At 35.9% G+C, this 19,402-nt stretch carries 18 protein-coding genes, 1 tRNA gene and 2 pseudogenes; 19 read left to right on the top strand and 2 right to left on the bottom strand.

Annotation, left to right across the window (positions count from 1 at the left end; genetic code table 11):
• Window positions 1–26: 26 nt before the first annotated feature.
• Entirely contained in the window at window positions 27–749 is a 723-nt protein-coding gene (locus Q5760_RS14060) for a 3-ketoacyl-ACP reductase (protein WP_428908267.1), read from the bottom strand.
• Between the two features lie 236 nt (window positions 750–985).
• On the opposite strand from Q5760_RS14060, the gene Q5760_RS14055 reads away from it, so the two are divergent.
• The 19 genes and pseudogenes from Q5760_RS14055 (at window position 986) to Q5760_RS13965 (ending at window position 18,569) form a co-directional block, all read left to right on the top strand.
• Window positions 986–1,082 (top strand) — tRNA-Sec (locus tag Q5760_RS14055).
• 498 nt (window positions 1,083–1,580) lie between these two features.
• Window positions 1,581–1,790: a hypothetical protein gene (locus Q5760_RS14050; protein WP_428908266.1), complete on the top strand. Its 210-nt coding sequence runs from the start codon at window positions 1,581–1,583 to the stop codon at window positions 1,788–1,790.
• A 235-nt stretch (window positions 1,791–2,025) separates the two neighbouring features.
• Entirely contained in the window at window positions 2,026–2,214 is a 189-nt protein-coding gene (locus tag Q5760_RS14045) for a hypothetical protein (RefSeq protein ID WP_428908265.1), read from the top strand.
• A gap of 72 nt (window positions 2,215–2,286) precedes the next feature.
• Window positions 2,287–2,526: a hypothetical protein gene (locus tag Q5760_RS14040; RefSeq protein WP_428908264.1), complete on the top strand. Its 240-nt coding sequence runs from the start codon at window positions 2,287–2,289 to the stop codon at window positions 2,524–2,526.
• Window positions 2,527–3,927: 1,401 nt separating this feature from the next.
• Window positions 3,928–5,327 (top strand): annotated as a pseudogene (locus tag Q5760_RS14035) (sucrose-specific PTS transporter subunit IIBC).
• A gap of 26 nt (window positions 5,328–5,353) precedes the next feature.
• Window positions 5,354–6,360, top strand: a pseudogene (locus Q5760_RS14030) (carbohydrate kinase family protein).
• Entirely contained in the window at window positions 6,357–7,832 is a 1,476-nt protein-coding gene (locus tag Q5760_RS14025; protein ID WP_428908263.1) for a glycoside hydrolase family 32 protein, read from the top strand. The pseudogene Q5760_RS14030 and the gene Q5760_RS14025 overlap by 4 nt, the downstream one beginning before the upstream one ends.
• Before the next feature lie 287 nt (window positions 7,833–8,119).
• A complete protein-coding gene (locus Q5760_RS14020; protein ID WP_428908262.1) occupies window positions 8,120–8,425 on the top strand; it encodes a hypothetical protein in 306 nt (101 codons plus the stop codon).
• A gap of 61 nt (window positions 8,426–8,486) precedes the next feature.
• A complete protein-coding gene (locus Q5760_RS14015; RefSeq protein WP_428908261.1) occupies window positions 8,487–9,011 on the top strand; it encodes a DUF3189 family protein in 525 nt (174 codons plus the stop codon).
• Between the two features lie 138 nt (window positions 9,012–9,149).
• Window positions 9,150–9,425: a spore germination protein gene (locus Q5760_RS14010; RefSeq protein WP_428908260.1), complete on the top strand. Its 276-nt coding sequence runs from the start codon at window positions 9,150–9,152 to the stop codon at window positions 9,423–9,425.
• Between the two features lie 19 nt (window positions 9,426–9,444).
• Window positions 9,445–9,687, top strand: coding sequence for a spore germination protein (locus Q5760_RS14005; protein WP_428908259.1), 243 nt, complete (start codon window positions 9,445–9,447; stop codon window positions 9,685–9,687).
• A 12-nt stretch (window positions 9,688–9,699) separates the two neighbouring features.
• Complete coding sequence (locus Q5760_RS14000; protein WP_428908258.1) at window positions 9,700–10,125, top strand: Hsp20 family protein; 426 nt, start codon at window positions 9,700–9,702, stop codon at window positions 10,123–10,125.
• Between the two features lie 985 nt (window positions 10,126–11,110).
• A complete protein-coding gene (locus tag Q5760_RS13995) occupies window positions 11,111–11,908 on the top strand; it encodes a nucleotidyltransferase domain-containing protein (protein WP_428908257.1) in 798 nt (265 codons plus the stop codon).
• Window positions 11,909–12,286: 378 nt separating this feature from the next.
• Complete coding sequence (locus Q5760_RS13990; RefSeq protein WP_428908256.1) at window positions 12,287–13,507, top strand: MFS transporter; 1,221 nt, start codon at window positions 12,287–12,289, stop codon at window positions 13,505–13,507.
• Between the two features lie 402 nt (window positions 13,508–13,909).
• Window positions 13,910–14,059: a hypothetical protein gene (locus tag Q5760_RS13985; protein WP_428908255.1), complete on the top strand. Its 150-nt coding sequence runs from the start codon at window positions 13,910–13,912 to the stop codon at window positions 14,057–14,059.
• 213 nt (window positions 14,060–14,272) lie between these two features.
• On the top strand, window positions 14,273–14,623 hold the full coding sequence (locus Q5760_RS13980) for a rhodanese-like domain-containing protein (protein ID WP_428908254.1): 351 nt from the start codon (window positions 14,273–14,275) through the stop codon (window positions 14,621–14,623).
• 2 nt (window positions 14,624–14,625) lie between these two features.
• Complete coding sequence (locus tag Q5760_RS13975) at window positions 14,626–14,886, top strand: metal-sensitive transcriptional regulator (protein ID WP_428908253.1); 261 nt, start codon at window positions 14,626–14,628, stop codon at window positions 14,884–14,886.
• Window positions 14,887–15,056: 170 nt separating this feature from the next.
• A complete protein-coding gene (trpB, locus tag Q5760_RS13970) occupies window positions 15,057–16,232 on the top strand; it encodes a tryptophan synthase subunit beta (RefSeq protein WP_428908252.1) in 1,176 nt (391 codons plus the stop codon).
• 102 nt (window positions 16,233–16,334) lie between these two features.
• Window positions 16,335–18,569: an AAA domain-containing protein gene (locus Q5760_RS13965; RefSeq protein ID WP_428908251.1), complete on the top strand. Its 2,235-nt coding sequence runs from the start codon at window positions 16,335–16,337 to the stop codon at window positions 18,567–18,569.
• Between the two features lie 108 nt (window positions 18,570–18,677).
• Here the strand turns inward: Q5760_RS13965 and Q5760_RS13960 are convergent, their stop codons facing one another.
• Window positions 18,678–19,346, bottom strand: a complete 669-nt coding sequence (locus Q5760_RS13960) for a Crp/Fnr family transcriptional regulator (RefSeq protein ID WP_428908250.1) — start codon at window positions 19,344–19,346, stop codon at window positions 18,678–18,680.
• Window positions 19,347–19,402 lie beyond the last annotated feature (56 nt).

Below are 19,402 nucleotides of genomic sequence, written 5' to 3'. Positions count from 1 at the left end.
CAAGTAGGAGGGGGTTTAGGTTTCGATTAAAAAGGATTGGTAGCTAAGATGCTAGCATTTTTAATATAAACTCGTTGGTTTAACTTTAAGTGAGAGACGATTAGTTCAGCAATATCTTCTGGTTGCATATATTTCTCGTCTTGTTCAGGGATTAACTTTAAATCAAGAGCCATATCGGTTGCTACTGTACTTGGAGTTAGTGCCGTTACACGGATGTTATTTCTGCGAACCTCTTGAGCTAATGATTCGGTTAAACCAATAACGCCAAATTTAGATGCGCTATATGCACTCGATGTTGCCGCTCCATTTAACCCGTTCGTTGAGGAAATATTAATAATATCACCCTTATTTTTTTCAATTAATTGAGGCAAAACAGTGCGTGTAACATAATATGTACCCATTAAATTAACATCAATAATTTTCTTCCATTCCTCAGGCTCCATATCCATAAGGGAAGCAAATTTTCCAACTCCCGCACTATTAATAAGAATGTCCGCATGTCCTAGTTCATTCGTGATTTTTTCGATCGCTTGTTGAACTTGATCTAAAGAGGATACATCGACAGCAGCATAAGCGACTTTTACACCGAACTCTTCAACATCTTTTGCTACCGCTTTTAAATTAGATTCCGTTGTTGCGAGTAATCCGAGGTTTACACCTTCGTTTGCTAGCGCTTTGGCTGCAGCTTTTCCAATACCTCTTCCTGCACCAGTTATAAATGCGACTTTTCCTTTTAATGATTGTACCAATTCATACAGCTCCCTTCATGTAGTAGATTCTTCAATCTGTTTTATTATAGTATATGAAAGAAAATTTAACCAAACTTTGCACTGATTTTGTTGGGACATTATTTTAGAAAAAATTCATACATACAAAATATAAATTTAGAGAACTATCATAGTATTTCAACTACGTACACAAAGTATTAATATTTTCGACATTGTTTTACAAAGTTCGGTAGTGTATAATAGAATTTGTCATAAATGGGGCTGAATGGGGTACTGGTGTCCCCCGCGGTCTTCAAAACCGTCCGAGACCTGCGTGCCAGGTTTGCTGGGTTCGATTCCCAGGCGGTCCCGCCAATCGTTCCTACAGTCGCAAGGGTTTGTGGTGATTGTTACCGTTGATTGTAACGGTGATTATTAACGTAAATTAGCGAAATACATACATAGTTTCAGCACAGTCTAAAGGTAGACCGTGTAAGACTGTTATACATAACCGTTTAGAAATGATTAGGAAAACGTTCAACCTCTTACGTATTAATTTACGGAAGGGGTTTTTTGTTGTGCGTAAAATGACGACTCGTAAATTTAAACGAGATAGAATTAATAACGATTAATACTTATCGTCATACGTTGATACGGTTGTACGGATGTTCGATACACACATTTTTAAAGTTAGTTTATCAAATGGAGGGCGAAAGCATGAAAAGACACAAATACCAAACAAAAAGCGCAATAGAAACCGCAGAACTAAGAGAGGAAACATAGCACCAAAGCGCACGACCTACGAACTCCAAGACATTTTACCGGCGGAGGGTGTTAAAAAGTTTTTAACGATCAAAAAGGCAGTGGGTTGACATGAAAAACGTGAGAATAGTCGATAAGGGAGAGCACCCAAAGTATATTGATTGGGATTTATATACGTATTTTAATGATATTACTACGTTCAAATTGTATGAGCGAGATTGGTCGGACTTAGAGGTGGAAGAATTGGTCCGTTACTTCGAGAACGAGGAAGAATTTGAACAACGGAAAATAGAACGGCAACAAGGCGAGGGGGTAAGTTAAGGCGAGCAAAACAGTAGACTTCGGACTAAAAAGAATTTAAGGCAACGGAAGAAAATGAACGGTACTAGCGCATGGGAAATGCGATTACTTGCTAGTCTATCCGAGGAAGAGCCTGAGCAGCCGAAAGCAACCGAACATAACGCAAGATAGACAAGAAAGGCAAGCAAGAAACGGATAAGAGATTGAGCAAGGGCGTCCATGGGCGCCTAATTTTATACTACGTAGGTAACAACTAATGGAAAATATGAAGAAACAAAAGTCGATTACGCAATTTACAAGAACTGTACGCAATACAGACGAATATATAGAGTTACAACGTTGTGCCGATCAAGCAGGCGCAACTATTACGGGGACTAAGGCGTTAACAGGCGCGGAAGGTTTAACCGTATTCCTCGAAAAAGACTCAGTTAAGCGACAATTTTAACGGACGATTCCTTTGGAGTTGTCCCGTTTTTTTGTTATGAGCATACGATAATAAAGGGAGGTTTAAGCGATTATGAGGTATATTAAACAACTTCGACAAAAACAAGCGCGAGAGTTTAACACGTTTTGCGATCAGATTCTTGCATATGACGAGGTCTATTCGAAGCCAGTCAAACGCAAATTAAAATACTATCGGCAATTATTCACGGCATTAGAAGGAAACGATGAGTTTCGGCGGATGGCGAAAGATAACTTGTGTAGATTGACGGTAATAGAAATATTTGTAGATAGTAGAAACGGGGAGACTTCATAAACGGAGTGTCCTCGGTATTTTTTTGTTTATATACATAGTGAGGTAATATCGATATTATTGAACAAATGTCTCCTCCCTTCCAAAAGTAATCGTAACTGCGTAACACGTTCGGCGAATGGATTTGTCATTACGTTTACCTACCGGAGTAAAAGAAGGAGGGAACCTTTATATTAGGAAGTATTACCGATGTTGATACGGGCATTAGAGCAAACGAAATGCTCTTTTCGTTATTATAATCTAAGTTTACATATAGCATTATGTGCTAACTTCACAATGTTATGAATTATTCCCTTACTCCCTTAATATTAATCGTTTCCTTTATTTCGTTCCTATCCTAGCCACCAGGTACAAAGATTTTATTTAAGATTATTAAAAATTGAACAATCTATTTTTCGGAATACGAAATTAATTGAATTCTATGTAAGTAATAATTGTCTCCGATATAGATGAACGCCAATAATTAGACTGTATAGGTTGAACGGAATCCGTTAAGTTGTTTTTGAATAAATTCGTGAAAACGGTTGATGTTTCGCTGATTGTACGTATGATTGAACGGGATTATAACGAATACAAACTTCAAAACCGTCCGAGACCTGCGTGCCAGGTTTGCTGGGTTCGATTCCCGGTCGGTCCCGCTAAATAAGGATATTTAACGTATTAAAATATACATATTCCTCGCAACGGTATAAAGGAATGAATCGGTAAAATCGATGGTGTTCTATTAATGAAACTGTGTAGGGTATTTATCCTTGGCCACCTATAACAATTCGTAGGGGGCTATTTTTATGCAGAAAAATATTCATAAGTACAGAACGTGGTCAAGGATAAGAAAAGTACAGAAAAAGTAACCGAATAGTTATCACTTTTTGAAATGTTTGACCAGTTTAGTCGTTCAAGAAACGGAAGCACTTGCTCCAATAACTTATTAACGAACTTTCGATCTTTACAGAATTTATTGGGGAAGATATTGTTCTGAAGAGGTTACTACAAGGGAATAAAATCTACACGTTCAACAAGTAGTATTACAAATATCCGGCTAAATGCCCGGTGTAATATAGGGACCAAACCAAAGCTAGATTGCACAGGGGTTCCTTTATTGTTAAATGAAATTAATATTTAAATTTTAAGTTTGTTAAGGATGAAATAGAATTCGATTCATCCTTTTTTTATTTTCATTGAAGAAGATTTGTGACAAATTAAATTACGTTTGCAATTTACTTGAAAGATGGTTTCTTTAGCTTCTTTTCAACGATCAGTCATATAATGAAGTAACACCTTAATTATGAGTTGGAAATTAATGTTTAAATATATTTGAGGATATTGTGAAAAATAGTACTAACAAACCGGGCATGGTTTCTATAAAGGAGAGTGTAAAGAAGAAAAAGAAGAGGAGTGAAATACATGAACGAAAATAAAGAAATTGCTAAAGACATCATCGATGCAGTAGGAGGCGAAGAGAACATTGTTTCTGCTGCACACTGCGCAACTAGACTGAGAATTATGGTAAAAGATAAAGAAAAGATTGACCAAGAAAGAGTCGAAAACATCGATAAAGTAAAAGGAGCATTTTTTAACTCAGGTCAGTATCAAGTTATTTTAGGAACAGGAACGGTTAACAAAATTTATGAAGAAGTTACAGGCTTAGGAATTAATAGCTTAAACAAAGGAGACCAAGCGAAGGAAGCAGTGAAAAGCGGAACAAAATTTCAACGAGCAATTCGTACCTTTGGCGATGTTTTTGTGCCGATCATTCCTGCCTTAGTTGCAACTGGTTTGTTTATGGGGTTGCGAGGTCTTATTATGCAAGAACAAATCTTAGCTTTATTTGGAATGACCCCTAATGATATCTCACAAAACTTCCTCTTATTTACGGAGATTTTAACAGATACTGCGTTTGTTTTCCTCCCAGCACTTGTTGCTTGGTCTACATTCCGTGTCTTTGGTGGTTCACCGATCATTGGACTTGTACTTGGGCTTATGCTTGTCAGTCCAGCGTTACCGAATGCCTGGGGCGTTGCCGGCGGAACTGTAGAACCTTTATGTTTTTCGGATTTATTCCGGTTTTAGGCTATCAAGGTTCGGTTCTTCCAGCCTTCATCACTGGAATCATTGGAGCCCTATTGGAAAAGCAAATTCGAAAACGTGTTCCAGATGCATTTGATTTAATTGTTACACCCTTTTTAACGTTATTGGTCATGATCTTTTTAGCATTATTTGTCATTGGACCCATCTTCCATTTTATTGAAGAAGTCATTTTAAATGGAACCATTGCAGTACTTGAATGGCCATTTGGAATTAGTGGTCTTCTAATAGGTGGTCTTAATCAATTAATCGTGATCTCTGGGGTACATCACGTCTTTAATATGCTGGAAATTTCTTTACTTGAAAGTCTTGGATACAACCCTTATAACGCGATTGTCACTTGTGCTGTTGCAGCCCAGGGTGGTTCTGCATTAGCTGTAGGCTTAAAATCAAAATCGAAAAAGTTGAAAGCATTAGCACTTCCATCCTCTTTTTCTGCATTTTTAGGAATTACCGAACCGGCTATTTTCGGGGTAAACCTTCGCTATGGTAAGCCATTTATTATGGGCCTAATTGGTGGTGGTGTCGGAGGATTCTTTGCATCAATCTTTGGGTTGAAAGCAACAGGGATGGCGATTACGGTTATTCCAGGGACACTGCTTTATCTGAATGGACAGATTTTACTTTATTTATTGGTCAACATTATTGCAATTGGTACGGCATTCGCTTTAACTTGGATGTTCGGATTCTCTGACAAAATAGTGAATGATGACTGTTAGTAAATCAAATAAAATGTTAGTCATACATGACTCGCTTACTTTCTATTAGAAAGGAGGAGAAACACTTTATGAATAAAAATGGACTAATCACACTTGGAGAAGCGTTAATTGATTTTATCCCGTTTGATGCAACTAATACCATTTATCAAAAAAGCCCTGGCGGTGCTCCGGCTAACGTTGCAGTTGGAGCCGCCAAATTAGGGATGAACTCTACCTTTATTGGTAAGCTAGGCCATGATTTGTTAGGTGAATTCTTGATTAAGATTTTAAGCGAATATGGTGTCGATGTATCTTCTGTCCCATTAACGGATTCATACCGTACAGGCCTTGTTTTTGTGAACCTTGATTCCAATGGGGAGCGCAGTTTTAGTTTCTTTGTAAAGGATAGCGCAGATTTATTTTTAGAAGAGTCTGAGCTCAAGGAAGAGCTCTTCCAAGTAAATAAAATTTTCCATTTTGGAACCATATCTATGCTTCAAAATCCGGTTAGGCAAACAACGAAAACTGCGATTTCTTATGCGAAACAACAGGGAATGATGATCTCATTCGATCCGAATGTACGTCTTAGCTTGTGGGCGGATCAGACCTTGCTCCGCCAAACCATTTTTTCCGTCCTACAGGATGTCGACGTTTTGAAACTATCCGATGAAGAACTATTGTTTATAACTGGGAAAGAAGATATGGCTGTTATTGAAGAATGGATGAAAAAAAACAACATCTCTCTCGTTTTTCTTACGAAGGGAGCGGAGGGATGCCTTGTTTTTACAAAACACGGATCCACTAAGATAGAGGCGTTGAAGGTGAATACAGTTGTTCAACAGGTGCAGGTGACGCATTTGTTTCAGGATATCTTTATTGCTTAAATAATAGAGATAAAATTCTAGATTCCATTACATTGGAGGAAGCGGCAAAAATCGCAAAGTTTGCCTCGGTGTCTGGCGGACTCGCCGCATCGCAAAAAGGGGCGATGACTGCACTTCCCACCTTGTCAGAAATACACAAAATCATGAATGAAAATGGGAGCTTGGCATGACACAGCAAGATTTACTTCAAAGAGCATTTAAAGAGATCCTTGAAAATGAAACACTTGTATCGAACGACCCCTATCGGCTGCAATATCATCTTATGGCACCAGTTGGTTTAATAAATGACCCGAATGGATTGATTCAATTTAACGGTGTATACCATGTTTTTTATCAGTGGAATCCGTTTGAAACTTCTCATGGTGCCAAATTTTGGGGTCATTATACCTCTAAGGACCTTGTCCATTGGGTATTACAACCACCGGCCCTAGTACCTTGTGAATGGTATGAAAAAAATGGTTGCTATTCAGGAAGTGCAGTTGAAGATGAAGGTAAGTTATACTTGTTTTATACTGGTAATTTAAAAAATGAAGATGGAGAACGAGTATCGCACCAGTGCATCGCGGTTTCAAAAGATGGCATTCATTTTGATAAAAAAGGTCCATTCATCTCCGTACCAAAAGGTTATACCCCCCATTTTCGTGATCCAAAGGTGTGGAAAAGTAACGATATTTGGTATATGGTTATAGGTGCCCAAACGGAAAGGAAAGAAGGTCAAGCGGTATTATTTTCCTCCAAGAATATGATCGATTGGCAATTTAAAGGTCCTATGGCTGGAAGTAATATGAACGGATTAGGGGATTTGGGTTATATGTGGGAATGCCCGGACCTATTTAATCTTGGGAATCGGGATGTTTTATTGGTTTCGCCACAAGGAATCGAAGCCCAGGGATATCACTACCAGAACTTATTTCAATCAGGTTATTTTATTGGAGAATGGAACCCTGAGACGAATGTATATCAGCATGGGGATTTCACCGAGCTGGATAGAGGATTTGACTTTTATGCGCCACAAACCTTCGAAGACGAAAACGGAAGAAGGATTCTATTTGCCTGGATGGGTATTACAGATGAACAAGAAAGCTACCAACCCACTATTGCAAATGGTTGGATCCATGCCCTGACGCTTCCGAGGGAATTACAGCTTATTGGAGATAAACTTTACCAAAAGCCTGCTGCAGAACTGAGGAGACTTAGAAAGTCAAGGGATGTGGATGAACAAGTCTCATTATACGATTCAGAAGAGTCCTGGTTCGAGTTATCTGCCAGTGTGAGTGAAAAAATCAACGTAGAATTTCACCAAATAGACGCTGATGAAGTAGAAATCGCAATAAGGGACAATTTGAAATTACGATATCAGCAAAAAGAACAATTGTTTACGTTAGAAAGAAAATCTTTTATGGATAGAGCACCTGAAAGTCGTTCATGTGAATTAACCTCTCTAGAGAAACTACAAATTTTCCTTGATTCAAGTTCCGTCGAGATATTTCTTAATGAAGGACAGGAAGTATTTACCTCCCGATTTTTTGCCGACCCTTATCATCAAAAAGTGAAGTTTACTGCAAACGGGAAAGTGAATGCAACGATTCAAAAATGGGATCTTTTGTCTTTCTCGCTAGTTACAGAACTTAAAAAGGATTAATTTCCATATTATGTAAGAGGTAATTGAAAAGAATGCAAATGAAAAGTATATCAGCCAAAAAAATTCTTTTTTACAATCCAAAGGTCAGTTTTTGACCAATAACCGTAAAGTATGATTAAACAGATTATTTTATTAACTGCTCGTATTTGCTGGGCAGTTTTTTTCGTATTCGGTAATGCACTAGATGAAATGGTTTTTTAAAGAATACATCATCTGTCTTTGGAACAAAATAATTTAAAGCTTTTATAACTAGAATAAGAGTTAGTAAATAGAAAAAGGTGAGGTTCTTGGATTTTCCAACTATCCATACAAATTTTTGGGATGCAGTTCTTGCGGTGCCAACAGTAATGATTCTTACCCAAGTCATTAAAAAGGGTTTTAAAATAAAGAAGAAGTATATTCCTCTTGTTGCTACCGTTTTGGGGTATGCAATCTCAATTTTCATTAGTCACAAGGGAAACTTGTTAGCAGGCATCGTGATGGGATATTTTTATGGTTATGCAGCAATAGGAAGTTACGCTTCCTTAAAAACAGGATTAATAGCATTGAAGAAGAAAGCATTGTTAAGAAAGCTTCGTAAACAACCAATATAATAAAAATAATTCACTTCTGGGATATCTTATTAAAGAAAATTGTTATTAAGTAGGTGTAATGATGATTTTTATATATCATGATTATGGCGGTACACACTCTACATCATTAGCTGCTGCATATCATTTAAAACTTTTAACTCCATCAAAGAAAAATCTTACTGCAGAAGAAGTTTTATCTGTACCTTATTTTAATGAATTGACGAAGGATGATATTGGAAAACTCATCTTTCATGGTAAGGATGAGGATGGTAATGAAGTGTATACAATTGCTAGGAGAAGATTCAAGCAAATAGTACCATTAATAAATGATTTATATTTAGTATTCCAAAATAAGTTTAACTTTAATGAAAAACTTATACTATCCAATACATCTCCTACAGTTCCACTCGCTATGACATTTGGAGGTATGTTTTCTAGGGGGTTAAAAATAGATTTTATCGGTGTCCCTTTATTGATTAAGGGTGCACAGCAAAGCTGTGAGATCGTATCAAAGCTTGTCGACAACACAAAACATGCGGCAAGAAAAGAAGTAAATACGAATGTAATTATCTTGGACAATAAAGACTTCAAATCACCTATCCGTTAACAATTACTGTTTGTTGAATGGATGGGTATTTTTATCATTACGATCACTTATTTTCAAAAACATGAAGTAACAAATAGGCATTGTATAGCATATGGTGGAGCAAGGATACGACAAGTTTGGGATAAAAGGGTGTAAAAAATGCCATCGGTTGTAATTAATTTACATCATTTAAAAATCAATAGCGTTTCTGGTAATGGATCTATTACAATAGGCGAAGCATCTTATAACAGTCCAACCTTCTATAATAAATCTCAAGGAATTAATTCTTCTTATGGTGATACATCTCCCACTGAAGTTATCATGGAAAATTTATTAAATGATCCTGATGTGAACGATCAAACTGAGATTGGAAATGCGGATAACGCTTATGTCAATTCAAAAATACCGCTGGTACCGCCACCACCGCCAATCTAGATAAAAGGAGTTATAAACAATGCCATATCAAATTAATATTTTAAATATAAAGGTAAATGGGATCAATCACAACGGAAATGTTGATGTCGGTCCTACCGTGCATAACAGTCATACAGCTAATAGTAAATTTATTGGCGCTAATTTTTCATTAGGGGACATTTCACCTTCTTCATCTGTTTTAAATTCTGGGAATGTTGATCCAGATGTTAGTGATCAGGATCAGATCGCAAATCCTTCTATGCCAATTGCTAACCAATTATAAAGGAGTAGGAAGATGGACATAGAAAAAATAAGAAAATGGTTGCAAATCACAAATGAGTATAAAAAAACAGATTTTTGGACTCGTGTACTTGAAGAAAAATATCCTGAAGAAATATCAAAAGTAAATGATTACCAGCCAAAATATGATATTTATCAAAATGACCATTATAACTTTATTATTTTTGAAATACCGGGTGTTCATCGTGAGAGTCTTACCCTTCACTTAATCTCCAATACACAATTAAAAATAAGTGGAATCAACTATCATTTATTGCCATTAGAAAAAGAACTTAAAAGGGAAAGAACATATGGCGTATTTGAAAGAATTATCAACCTTCCAGAAGCAACCAATCCGCAACTCATGCATATTCAAATTAATGATGGATTATTGCAAATATCCTATCCTCGAAATGTTGAACCAATTCATTTTAATTACTAATAAAACATTCAATAAATAATCGAGGGGTATGGTTATTTCGAATATAGATAACCAAATTTATAGATTGAACAATAGTGGGATGACATACTGGGCTTAATGAGAAAAGTCGATTCAATAAATTCTCAATGAGTAGAGTACACGAAGAATAATATTTAGTCTAAATTTTAACTAAATTAAATGAAAAATGAATAAACACATGGTGGAGTCAGTCAAACATGGCACCGCTATGTTTTTTTATTATTCGAATATCACTTTAAGAGGAGAAGAAAGTTGATTTTTTATTACAAATTGTCATTACTTTATTCGCAACAAATTAGCTTGTCAATTAAGTATTAAACTTGGACAGCCCTCAGTATTAGGGAAAATTATTGATGGAATTATATTAAGTCCCACTTTACTTGGATGGATGCATGATTTAGAAATGAAAAAACCAATGTTTACAGCCAAATGGAGTTTTACTTTTAATGTTTTTAACATGTTTAGAAACAGACTTAAATGATATAAATAAAGTCAAAAAAGCAGCTGTACTTGTAACTGTAGGTGGAGTTATTGCTCTATTTTTTTTATCATATGCATGCGCTCAAATTTATGATTCCTCCACAGCAAAATCCATCTTGTCGGGTTATTATTGTCTACAATTTCTGTCAGTACCTCAGTTCATACTTTAAGAGTACTTGGCTGGTTGAATAGTAAAGAAGGTTCTGCATTATTAGATGTAGCCGTATTAGTTCTCCGTAATAGGTTTGGTGAGGTTGATTCTCTCACAAACCTTTATAGTCATATATATTTTTATATAGTTTGTCTTTAAATTACCTGTTGAGATGGATGAATCGCTTTTTTATTTATCTGAGCTACAAAAAGATATGATTTTACAGCCATTTTTTTGTTTCTTAGAAAATATAAGTTATAATCATTAATCTAAATCTAAGTTTGTTGCTCGTTTCGTCTTTAGCTGTTTTACCTATTGGTTACCGGAGGCATTTATATGAAAGAACACATTATTGCAGTCATAAAACAAATAGAAATAGATCATGATATTACCATTTTATTCGCTTGCGATGCTGGAAGCCGATCATGGGGATTGGCTTCGAAAGATAGTGACTATGATATACGGTTTATCTATATACACAACTTAAACTGGTATCTTTCTATCGATCAAAAAAGAGATGTGATTGAAATACCGAATAAGGATCCTATTTCAATACCCCTTCATCCTCTATTGGATGTAAGTGGCTGGGAGTTAACAAAAACACTAAGATTATTTAGAAAGTCAAATCCACCGTTATTAGAATGGCTTAGGTCAAATATAGTTTATTATCAGTCATATTCAACAATTGAAAAAATGAGAGGACTAGAAAAGTCTATATTTTCACCAAAATCATGCTTGTATCATTATTTAAATATGGCCAAGAGAAATTTTCGAGAGTATCTACAAGGGGATGAAGTTATGGTAAAAAAATTTTTTTATGTTCTTCGTCCTATCCTGGCTGCCAAATGGATTGAAAAATATAGCTCTATTCCACCCATAGACTTTCAAATATTGTTGGACAATTTATTACCGTCTGGAGAGTTAAAGGACACTATATTAATTTTAATAAAACGGAAGGTCGCTGGCGAAGGGTTAAACCTTGAACCAAGAATAGATAAGATTAATGAGTATCTAACCAAGGAGATAGGGAATCTTGAAGCTTATACACAAGGGTTAAACATAGATATTTCCGACCCTACGTATGAACTTGACCAACTATTTAGATACACTTTAAATGAAGTGTGGCATAGATAACCAACAAAGTCGTTATCTTAATGTTGCATTTTTCTTCGATAATCGCTTGTTAGCTATGTCCGAGACCATAAAAGAGTGGTCTTTTTATTATAATCATTAGGGAATGTAAACTTTTCAATTAATGTAAAGTAACACATAAGCAATTTTCACTAGGTTATAAAAATAGTTAGGAGACGGTTTTCTATCTAAAAATAAATTGCTTTTCGCAGGATAGATATTGATTACACGAATCAAGGGAAAAATGACAATAGCAGGTAAGCCCTTATTATTCAGTTGAAATGTGAATATAAAAACTTTTCTATTAGAAAAATAAACATGAACTAGTATAATAGAATATGTGTTTCAAGATTAAGATTTGAATGAAGGTGTATTTTTGGTTTGAATCCATCAGAGAACAATATACTTAAACAACCATTTTTTGCGAAATTTTGGGTTTCGCGAATTTTATCTTCAACTTCTTTCCAGATGCTGTCTGTTGCCGTTGGGTGGCAAATGTATGAGTTGACCCAGGATGCGTTTAGTCTGGGAATGGTGGGGCTTGCACAATTTATCCCCATGCTTTTCTTGACATTGTTTGTTGGGCAAATCGCAGATCGTTATGACCGTAGAAAAATCGTATACTTAAGTTTAATTATTGAAGGTCTTACCGCCGGTTTTCTATTAATCGGAAGTATGAATGGCTGGCTTGATCGTGACCTAATTCTCCTAGCAGCAGCCCTGATAGGTGCCTGTCGTGCCTTCGAAGGACCAACTGCTAACGCATTACTTCCACAAATCGTATCACGAAACATTCTACCTCGAGCTGTTTCCATGAGTACAACGGCCATTCAAACGGCCCTAATACTCGGACCAACGATAGGCGGATTGCTTTTAGCGTTTAGTGCCTCTACTGTCTATTTAGTGGCTGCGATCGCTTTAATGATATCAGCACTTCTTACTTATTTAGTTAAAGTAAAAGGAGTAAGGGATAGAAAGGGAGCAACAGTATCTTTGCGATCGTTTTTTCTTGGTTTAGAATATGTGCGAAGTAAGCCGATCATCTTGGGAACTATTTCTCTAGATCTTTTTGTAGTCCTTCTTGGCGGTGCGACCGCTCTCATGCCTATATTTGCTCAGGATATTTTACAAACGGGACCATGGGGGTTAGGCTTGCTTAGGGCAGCACCTGCAGTTGGCGCGATTGTTGTATCGGTCGTTTTAGCCTATTATCCTTTAACGAAGTCTGTTGGGATGACTTTATTTGGTGCCATTGCTGTATATGGACTAGCAACCATGGTATTCGCCTTATCAACGAACTTGGTCTTATCCTTGGTTGCTTTAATGGTCATCGGCGGTTCTGACGTTATTAGTATGGTAATTAGATCCTCTCTCGTTCAGTTGCAAACACCTGATGAATTACGAGGAAGGGTTAACGCGGTAAACTCATTATTTACAGGGACATCCTTTCAACTAGGAGAGTTTGAGTCAGGGATGTTAGCAGGTTTTATCGGTGCTGTTCCAGCGGTATTTATTGGAGGAATCGGATCGATTCTTGTAGCTGGTGTATGGATGTATTTATTTCCTTCGATTAGAAAGCTGGAGTCTTTATCTAAAAATTAGTATGTAGGCTACGGACTACTGTTATCCATAGTGGAAGGACGAGAGCTAATATAAGAGACGAGAGGCAGACAAGTCTTAGTAACACAAAGTGTCATGATACTTTGACGAAGTTGAATGGAAAACAAAATGACGGTAACGGAAAAAATACCAACCTATAGATCTCCTTGCAGTATGAATTTTTTCATATTGCTGGGAGTTTTTTTGTATAATAACATTTTTCGTGATTTATTTTTTACCATTTAATTTATATTAATAATGAATGATATCCTAAGAATTCCATTTCTTTATTACATGAAATTTTAAAATACTACGAGCATATATTTCTAATTTTATTACACAATAAAATTAGAATGAACCTACATTCATTTTATAGATTTCGATAGAGAAAGGTATGAATATAATATGAATAAAAACAGAAACAAAGCTCCAAATGTGTCAGGAAGTTTTCAGTTGATAGAAGATGACCGTAAAGAAACGGTAAAGGAATTACGAAAAGAGAACAAACTAGATGAGGAAACGGAGTATTACGCTCGTATTTTTATGGAAGATTAAACAGTTTAAGTTGCATATTTAAAAAAGCTGGCTATTTTTGCGCCAGTTTTTTTGTTAAAATTAGCATAGGTTTTTATATTATGTTCTTAATTCTTTATTGTTTTATACACGTATATACCGTAATAAGTAGTTTTCTAAAATAATTCAAACTAATTGACAATATACCATTAAGGGTATAATATGCTTATATATTAACATTTTTAGGTGGTGGGTATGAGTATTATTTTTCTAATCTTGATTACTGTATTCTTATATTTTACTTGGATACGCTATTTTCCTGTTAGAAATATTCCATGTATAAAGAATGGTGCCCAAGAATTAAACAATATGAAATTAGATATTCGAGATTACCATGAATCAAGTCATGACCATATTCAAGGAAGTATCCATATTCCTTATGCTTATTTAAAAAGGTTCTACAACGAAATACCAAAAACGCAAATACATGTAATCGCTTCGGATCAATTAGAGTTAAATTTAGGTTTACGATTTTTACGAGGTAAAGGATATAAGGTCATTAGCTATGAACTTATGAAATGTCCTTGTAGTGAGAAAGGAGCATAATCTTGGAATACGATAAGAAAGTAGTCAATCGTTTAAAACGAATTGAAGGCCAAATTAAAGGGGTATTAAATATGATCGAGCAGGGGAAGGACTGCCGAGAGATTGTCACACAATTATCAGCTGCTCGCAGTGCGTTAGACCGTACAATGGGTGTTATTGTAAGCACTAATTTAGAACAGTGTGTTCGTGAAAACATTGAAAAAGGAGAATCAACGGATCATCTTGTCCAAGAGGCTGTTGATTTATTAATTAAAAGTCAATGACTAAAATAAAATTCTTCAACTACTTTTTGATAAAGAGTTGAAGAATTTTTTTATTCAAATTATTTTTCTAGAGACTCGTATGTTTTAGTATTAAAATTTGTTTTAAATTTGTTATACTACTCTTAACCTTATTTTTGAGGATAATTTTAGTTAGAGGAGTTAGATGAGAGATGACGAGTATTGAATTGAACAGCGAAAATAAAGGCTATTTCGGTGATTTTGGAGGAAGTTTCATACCTGAACAGCTCCAAAAAGCTATGGATCATATTGAAGAAGCATTTTTACGTTATAAAAACGATCCTGAATTTCTTAAAGAATATGAGTATTATTTAAAAGAATATGTGGGTCGTGAAAATCCATTGACCTATGCTGAAAATTTAACGAACAAATTAGGTGGAGCAAAAATCTACTTAAAACGTGAAGATTTAAACCATACAGGAGCTCATAAAATTAATAATGTGTTAGGACAAATTTTATTAGCTAAGAAAATGGGAATTAATAGAATTATTGCTGAAACAGGTGCAGGACAACATGGAGTGGCAACCGCTACTGCATGTGCTCTATTTGGTATGGAATGTGTTATTTATATGGGGAAAAAGGATACAGAAAGACAAGCACTAAATGTCTTCCGTATGGAATTGCTTGGAGCTAAAGTGGTTGCAGTTGACAAAGGTGAAGGTCACTTGAAGGAAGCTGTTGATGAGGCGTTAAATGATTTAATGGAAAACTATGAAAATACCTTTTATTTGATCGGATCTGCAGTAGGTCCACATCCATATCCACAGATGATTAAAGAATTCCAAGCCATCATTAGTAAAGAATCGAAAAGACAAATTCTTGAAAAAGAAGGAAAACTACCAACAGCGGTAGTTGCATGTGTAGGGGGCGGAAGTAACGCAATTGGTGCATTCGCTCACTATATCGATGAACCTAATGTTCGTCTAATTGGTGTCGAACCAGCAGAAGCAGCTTCTTTAACCAAAGGCGTACAAGCAGTGCTTCATGGATTTAAAAGCTATGTATTACAAGATGAGGAAGGGAACCCACTCCCAACTCACTCAATTGCTGCGGGTTTAGATTACCAAAGCGTTGGACCAGAACACAGCTATTTAAGAGATAGTGGCAGAGGCGAATATGTACCTCTAACAGGACAAGAAGCATTAGAGGCTTTTCAAACATTATCTCAACTAGAAGGAATTATTCCTGCTCTTGAAAGCTCGCATGCTGTAGCATATGCGATGAAACTTGCAAAGGAATTAACAAAAGACGATATTATTATTGTTAATCTATCTGGACGTGGGGATAAAGATGTACAGCAAGTTTTTGAAATGTTAAAAAGGAAATAAGTTCATTACATTTTAAAGACTCAAATCCTAAGAATATTTGGATTTGAGTCTTTTTGATTTATAATGATGTAATGAGTCTTAGTTGGAAATAAAGGAGTAAAAATGACAACAACGAAAGTGTATATAAAAGAATGGCAGCAGGCTTTACAAAAGGAAATAAACCATTTGAAAAAATTTGGTGGAAATCGCTTTGTCGTAAGTAACGGAAGACAATTATCGACTGAAAATCCCTATCCCTATTATTTTGATACAAGTATGCCCTTGGGTATTCCTGTTGGATCTACCGTTAAATTGGAATGGGGAGGAATGACAACAAACGGACGAGTCCTCTCATCTGAAGGAAACGGGATTATATTAGGCTTGGATGATTCACTTGGTGATCTAATTTCAGAGGCCTTTTTATTTCATGATCCATGGGAGTTATTGCAGCAATTAATCGATCGATTTGATGAAATGAAAAAAAGTAAACGAAAACTAGCTCGTGTTAAACGATTAATGAATCCTACAATGGAAACAAAACATCCAGTTGAAAAAATTAAGGGGAACATTCATGAATTGGTTTTGCGATCCAAATACAATCCTGTGACCTTTGTATGGGGACCACCTGGAACTGGGAAAACTTACACATTGGCAAGAGTAGCGGCCCATAAATACTTTAAAGAAAAACGGGTATTAGTTTTATCACATAGTAATCAGGCTGTGGATGTTTTGATTACAGAAATAACTTCTTTTGTTAAAAGAAAAAATCGCTTTAAAGTGGGCGATATCCTTCGCTATGGAGCTATTACAGGGGAAAGACTCTCTAATGAAAATGGAATTACGACAAGTCAACTCATTGAAAAACAGGATCCACTACTTGCTGATGATAGAAACAAATTATTTGAAGAACGTCGCTTATTAAAACAAGATCTCGCTCGTTCCTTCAGCACAAGGGATTCAAAGGATTTATTAGACCTTGAAAGCAAGATTGCAAAAGTTCTAGCAAAAGTTCGTCAGAAAGAACTGCAATTTTTAAAAGAAGCCTATATCGTAGGAACTACACTTGCAAAGGCAGCAATTGATCCTGCTGTTTTCGAACAGGAATTTGATCTTGTCATCCTTGATGAAGCCAGCATGGCTTATGTTCCTCAGGCAGCCCTTGCAGCTTCTTTAGGGAAAAGGTTGATTATTTGTGGTGATTTCAAACAATTACCTCCGATAGCTTCTAGTCGAGATCCATTAGTCGAGAAGTGGATGAAAGAAGATATTTTTCACAGAACAAGCGTAGTTGATTCATTAAACCCTGACCGTCTTCATCCACACCTTTTTATGTTAAAAGAACAAAGGAGGATGCATCCAGGAATTTCTTCTTTTACCAATCAATATATTTATCAAAATTTAGTGGGAGATCATGAAAGCGTTCGGAAGAGTAGAAATAAAATTGTAGATAAAGCTCCATTTCCAGGACGTGCATCCGTACTGGTTGATACAAGCTTTTCAGGTATGTACTGTATCAATGATAAAAGATCTAATTCAAGATTTAATTTATGGCAGCTATTGCTCTCTTTTCAACTTATCCATGAAGCCTATTCAACAGGAGCAATGTCAATTGGATATGTAACTCCGTATCGAGCACAGGCAAATTTAATGAACATTCTTCTTGAAGACATATACAAGGTGGAAAAAATGGCAGGGGATATAATTGCCGCTACTGTCCACAAATTTCAAGGAAGTGAGCGGGACGTAATGATTTTTGATACAGTTGATAGTGAACCTCAACAGCGTGCTGGGATGTTATTGACTGGTAAAAATAGTGAACGGTTAATTAATGTTGCGATTACAAGAACTAAGGGGAAATTCCTGCATATCAGTAATCTTGAATTTATTCGTCAGAATATTTACCGTGGAAAAACGCTAAGGCAGCTTGTCGAACATCAAGTTAAACATCAACAAAGAATCACAAACCAGGACGTTGGCTCATGGATTCAACATCAACACCCTGATTTACAATGGATTTATGCCAGAAAGTTAGAACCTGTTTTCCACGACATCGAAATAGCCCGAACTTCGATTACGATCTCCTTGCCTTCAGCTATGACGTTATCAGAAGAATGGAATGCAGCGCTATTAAATAGAAGGAATGGGGTAAAATTAACCATCATTTCAGAGGAAAGATGGTCGGATCTACAGGCAACGCAGTGGATCGAGAAAAATTTTCCTTATCCATTTGTCATCATTGATACGCAAATCATTTGGCTAGGTTTGCCGTTAGAAGGTGTAAGAGGGATACAACCTCCATACATTGCCGCTCGATTAAATTCTAGAATGATATGTGAACAAATGTTAGGACAATGCTAATTTGCTCAAGCAAACGAGCATTGTCTTTTATACTGATGTAATTTGCTTCTTTATATTTTCAGGGAAAGCTTGACCCAAGTTATTCGTGTATCCAGCTTTCACTGATTTCTATGAAAGTAGAAACCTCTTCAAGGATTCCTCATCAAGAATATGAATTTTTCGGTAATCTAACTCAATCCAACCTTGTTTCTCAAACTTTTTTAACTCCTTTGTTGTCGTGACCCTAGCAAGTCCTACTAGTTCCGCTAAATCTTGATGAGTATATTCAATTGTATATTTGTCATTTGAACCGATATCCATTACAAAACTACCTAATTGGACTAAAATATGAGCAACTTTTTTTTCAGCCGATAAAAAAGCCATGCTATACATTTGGGTGGAGAGTACGCGGATCGTCTGTGATAAGATATCCAAGAGTTCAGCTATTAAACAAGGATTCTTTGATAATAACGGAAGTAAGTTCTTTAATTCTACGGAAAGGACCTCGATATCGGTTAGTGCAGTAGCAGAAGTTAATCTAGGGCTCTTACTAAAATAGGAAGCATCTCCAAATATGTGATGAGTCCCTAATATCTTGACGGTAAGTTCCATGCCGTTCGCGGATGTTAAGAACAATTTAACCCTGCCTGATTTTAACAAATAAAAATTCTGCGCCTCATCATCCTGTAAATAAATGATCTCATCTTTTCTATATCGTTGAAGGGTACCGATTTCTTTAAAGGCACTATATAATTTGGAATCATTCGACACCTTTTCTAACACGTCCGTTTGACTCATATTTTTCAACTCCTTAATTAGATTGTAACCTAAATTACAATCTTTTCAAAAGGAAA

Origin of the sequence: Niallia sp. Kr1 (genome assembly GCF_050389805.1) — a bacterium.
In the GTDB taxonomy this organism is placed as follows: Bacteria; Bacillota; Bacilli; order Bacillales; family Cytobacillaceae; genus Bacillus_BD.
Note: the sequence above shows the minus strand (reverse complement) of the source record. Positions and strands in the feature narration are given on the sequence as shown.